Source organism: Coleofasciculus sp. FACHB-712 (assembly GCF_014695635.1).
Taxonomy (GTDB): domain Bacteria; phylum Cyanobacteriota; class Cyanobacteriia; order Cyanobacteriales; family FACHB-T130; genus FACHB-T130.
In genome coordinates this window covers 1-3,823 of record NZ_JACJOQ010000104.1, presented here as the reverse complement: position 1 = coordinate 3,823, position 3,823 = coordinate 1, and the positions used below count along the sequence as shown (strand labels likewise).

Sequence of the window (3,823 nt, the reverse complement as noted above, 5' to 3'; positions counted from 1 at the left end):
ATGCCAACGAAACGCACCAGCTTTTGCTGTTTTGCCTCTTCCAAAGCCTGAATTGCACCGTTGCGCCCAAAAATTTCGTCTAGTTCTTGCTCAAAAGAGACATGATGGAGTTGCCATAGGTCAAGGTAATCTGTATTCAGACGTTTGAGACTGCGCTCCAACTCTCGCCAAGCCCCATCTCGGTCGCGGATAGCCGTCTTACTACTCAGGAATAACTTACTTCGATGTGCAGGTAGCACTTTTCCTAGATAGTCTTCGCTAGGGCCATAGCTTGCCCCTGTATCAAAGTGACGAATGCCCAGATCTAAAGCTTTTTCAACGAGCGCGATCGCTTTCTCTTCTGAATTTTCCCAAGATAATGGTGTCTGACCAGCACCTCCCAAACCGAGAATCGGGAGACGCACCCCAGTACTTCCCAATTCCCGTTCTGGCATGGTCGCTGTCACCGGCGTTGGAGATGACTCCGCAGGCGTCCGCTCTTCTTTCAACGCCGCAGTGCCGACAATCCCTCCTGCTACAGCTATGCTAGTGGCTAAGAAAGCACGGCGCGTTGTTTTCGGTGTCATGGTGATTTTATAGAGTAGTGCTTCTACTCTTTGTTTTAGCAGCGAATCCTGCTTGCGATCGCAATGATTCTGGTTGTTTCATCGGATGCGATCGCGTCTGAAATTTCAACGACGGAACACTCTGGCTGAAATAAAACAAATCTTCTCTGTTGTCATGTTAGAAAGCATTTGACAATGAACAATGGGGAAGAAGCTTAAGTGGTGTGAAGAGTAGAGATGTGCAAAATCCTCAGGAATTCTCAGTGGCTAAGCTCAGCAGTTTTAGGGGCAATCCTGATTGTCAGTGGGAAAGCGATCGCGTCTGAAATTCCGACAACGCCAGAAAATCCCGTTCCTCTTGACACTCCAGAAGTTGTCATGCCCGTCGATGACCCCCCGGAGTCATCATCCAGCGTTTTAGAACAAATTGATGGCTACGCTCAGCCAGACTCGGCGCAGGAAGACTCTGTTGATGACCGCATGAACCAAGTCACCAACGTTTCCCAGCTAAAGGATGTTCAACCAGGTGACTGGGCGTATGAGGCGCTACGGTCTTTAGTAGAGCGATATGGGGTCATTGCTGGCTATCCCGATGGCACCTTTCGGGGCAATCGAGCCTTGAGCCGCTATGAATTCGCTGCTGCCCTAAATCTTGCCCTCAACCGAATTAGCCAGGTACTGCCTGTGGCGAACGGAGACGCCATTGCTAAAGAAGACTTAGTGATATTGGAGCGTTTAAAAGAAGAATATACCCTTGAACTCGCCTTGCTGCGCGGGAAAGTCGATGAACTAACAGCGCGGACTGAGGAACTGAAACTGATTGGATTTTCCACCACGACCAAACTTGCTGGGGAAGCGATTTTTGGGGTTGCAGGCGTTGCAACTGGGGAAAATGCTGATGGCAAGCCGATCGATGACGTGGCAATCTTTGGGCATCGGACGCGCCTAAACTTAGAAACTAGCTTTACAGGTCGAGATATCCTGAGAACTCGACTGCAAGCTGAAGGATTAGGTTCGCTTTCCGAACGTACCCTTACTCCAGAAGGCGACCTGTTTTTTACGGGCGATACTAGCAGTGATGTCGTGATTGATGAGCTGCTTTACCAGTTCCCCGTCGGCAAGAATACAGAAGTCGTGGTTGCTGCCAATGCCGCTGATGCAGAAAACTTTACGAATACCGTCAACCCTTACCTGGATGGCGACGGTGGCAGCGGTGCCTTATCTCGCTTTGGAACCCGTCCTTCCATTTACTACCTGGTTGAAGGGGCGGGTATTGGGATTCGGCATGCTTTCAACGACAAACTGGAACTGAGCTTAGGCTATTTAGCCGGTGACGCTGATAATCCAGAATCTGGAAACGGATTGTTCAATGGTTCTTATGGGGCACTAGCGCAAGTATTATTTAAACCCAGCGATCGCGCCAGCATTGGATTAACTTATGTTCACGCTTATAAAAATGATCTGCAAACTGGCAGCAATGACGCCAACCTGAATAATCAGTTAACTCCGTTGGGGTTTCCAGTGGTTAGCAATTCCTACGGTGTAGAAGCCTCTTTTCAGATTAGTCCCCGGTTTGTCGTCGGAGGATGGGTTGGCTACACGGCGGCGAGGGCGATCGCCCTGGGAGATGCCAACATCTGGAACTGGGCTTTAACGTTGGCATTTCCTGACTTGGGAAAAACCGGCAATTTGGCAGGTGTGATTGTTGGCATGGAACCAAAGGTGACAAATCGGGCTAATAGCCTTAGCCAGTTGGGCATTCAGGATTCAGATACTTCATTGCACCTAGAAGCGTTCTATCAGTACCAGGTGACGGATAACATCGCGATAACACCGGGGATTATCTGGCTCACTGCTCCCGATCATAATGCGGCTAATGACGATCTGGTGATTGGCACCATCCGAACAACGTTTACTTTTTAAAAGTCTGAAGTCATTAGTCATCCGTCCTTAGTTGAGGAGTCGCAACTAAGGACGAATGACTAATGATGAATCTCCAGATTCAGGATATAGCTCCCCAACTGGACTTTTTCCGACCATAATTCATATTCCAGCCGCAGATGTTCTGGCAAGAGACGCCCTTCTAGAGTCAAACTTTTGGTAAAGTTTCGCAGACGCACCTGTCCATGCGCGGCTAAGGACTCGCTATGTAACCAATAGCGGCTAAGACCATAAATTCCTCGTTCCCAGAGATGGCGATAACTCAACTTGCCGTTTCCCTGCATGGTCATGATCACCCTAGAAGGGGAAATTTCCAACCACAAAAGTCTGGGAGTTTCTGGCGGTTGGTCTTTAGCAACAGCGGGCGCTTCATCAGAGCGTTCCCAATCCCGGATTTCTGGTTCCGTGAGCAGCAGATGAAAGCGCTGTTTGTCTTTTTGATATAAGGTAGCAGCGGTTTCAATGGTAGACCAAACCGGCATATCAGTAGATACAAGTGATAGGCAGACAGGTCTGCGGTGATGGGTCAGCATGGAATGTGAGGAGATAGAAATTAAAGACTACTATTGTTCTAGCAGCTCTAGCTGACGCGATCGGGCTTTTCACTAAAATTACGTCCCGATTGGTCGCGTCCCGCGATCGCGGAGCGGCAAATTATTGCCGCATACACTCGCTGCTTACCCAGCCACTAGCCTAACGCGATCGCGCTCCTCCTGCCCCAAAACTCCGAAATTGCCTGTCTTAACTCCCCTCTCAAATTTTTTTCGTTTAGGTGTTGACAAAAGCTTTTCAATTGGCTAAATTAATAAAAGTGCAACGGAGCAGGCCCCCATCGTCTAGAGGCCTAGGACACCTCCCTTTCACGGAGGCGACGGGGATTCGAATTCCCCTGGGGGTATCAAAAGGGAAAAGGCAAGAAGTTTTTCTTGACTTTTCCCTTTTTAATTTAAGGGAATAAATTCTCATCTTTACTAGATGAGAAAAGAACGAACGGCTAACAGCTATTTTTCAGTGAGTTTGTCTATTTTTTCTTTCAAGCCTAAGTTGAATAAAGAGCGTAGCAACACCAAGAACCATAGACCTGATAAACCAAAAATAGCGATCGCCCAACTACTATAGGAAGGTAGCGCCAGCAGCACTGCTGCCGACAGGAGGGTAAAACCTGTTAAACAGGCATAAACTAGGCTTTTTAGGGCTAAATTAATCCGTTTGAGAATGCGATCGCTTTCAAGGGTTCGCACCCGCAGTTGTAACTCTCCCTGTTCAATTCGTTCTTCTAAGCGCCGGATTAAAATTTCCGAAGCTTTTGGCTGTCGCAATTTATAACCAATAAAATT

General features: G+C 48.2%; 3 protein-coding genes, 1 tRNA gene and 1 pseudogene. 2 read left to right on the top strand and 3 right to left on the bottom strand.

Annotated elements, in window-relative coordinates; all coding sequences use genetic code 11:
- Positions 1–566, bottom strand: a 566-nt coding sequence (locus H6F50_RS02610; protein WP_190426025.1) for an aldo/keto reductase, incomplete at its 3' end; no start/stop codon positions are given.
- Between the two features lie 216 nt (positions 567–782).
- On the opposite strand from H6F50_RS02610, the gene H6F50_RS02605 reads away from it, so the two are divergent.
- Entirely contained in the window at positions 783–2,468 is a 1,686-nt protein-coding gene (locus H6F50_RS02605) for an iron uptake porin (protein WP_190426022.1), read from the top strand.
- Positions 2,469–2,527: 59 nt separating this feature from the next.
- Here H6F50_RS02605 and H6F50_RS02600 read toward each other — a convergent pair whose 3' ends face one another.
- Positions 2,528–3,019, bottom strand: a complete 492-nt coding sequence (locus tag H6F50_RS02600; RefSeq protein ID WP_190426015.1) for a hypothetical protein — start codon at positions 3,017–3,019, stop codon at positions 2,528–2,530.
- A 292-nt stretch (positions 3,020–3,311) separates the two neighbouring features.
- Here H6F50_RS02600 and H6F50_RS02595 point away from each other — a divergent pair.
- Positions 3,312–3,384, top strand: a tRNA-Glu gene (locus tag H6F50_RS02595).
- A 103-nt stretch (positions 3,385–3,487) separates the two neighbouring features.
- On the opposite strand, the pseudogene H6F50_RS02590 reads toward H6F50_RS02595, so the two are convergent.
- Positions 3,488–3,823: pseudogene (locus tag H6F50_RS02590) on the bottom strand (AarF/ABC1/UbiB kinase family protein); the annotation flags it as partial.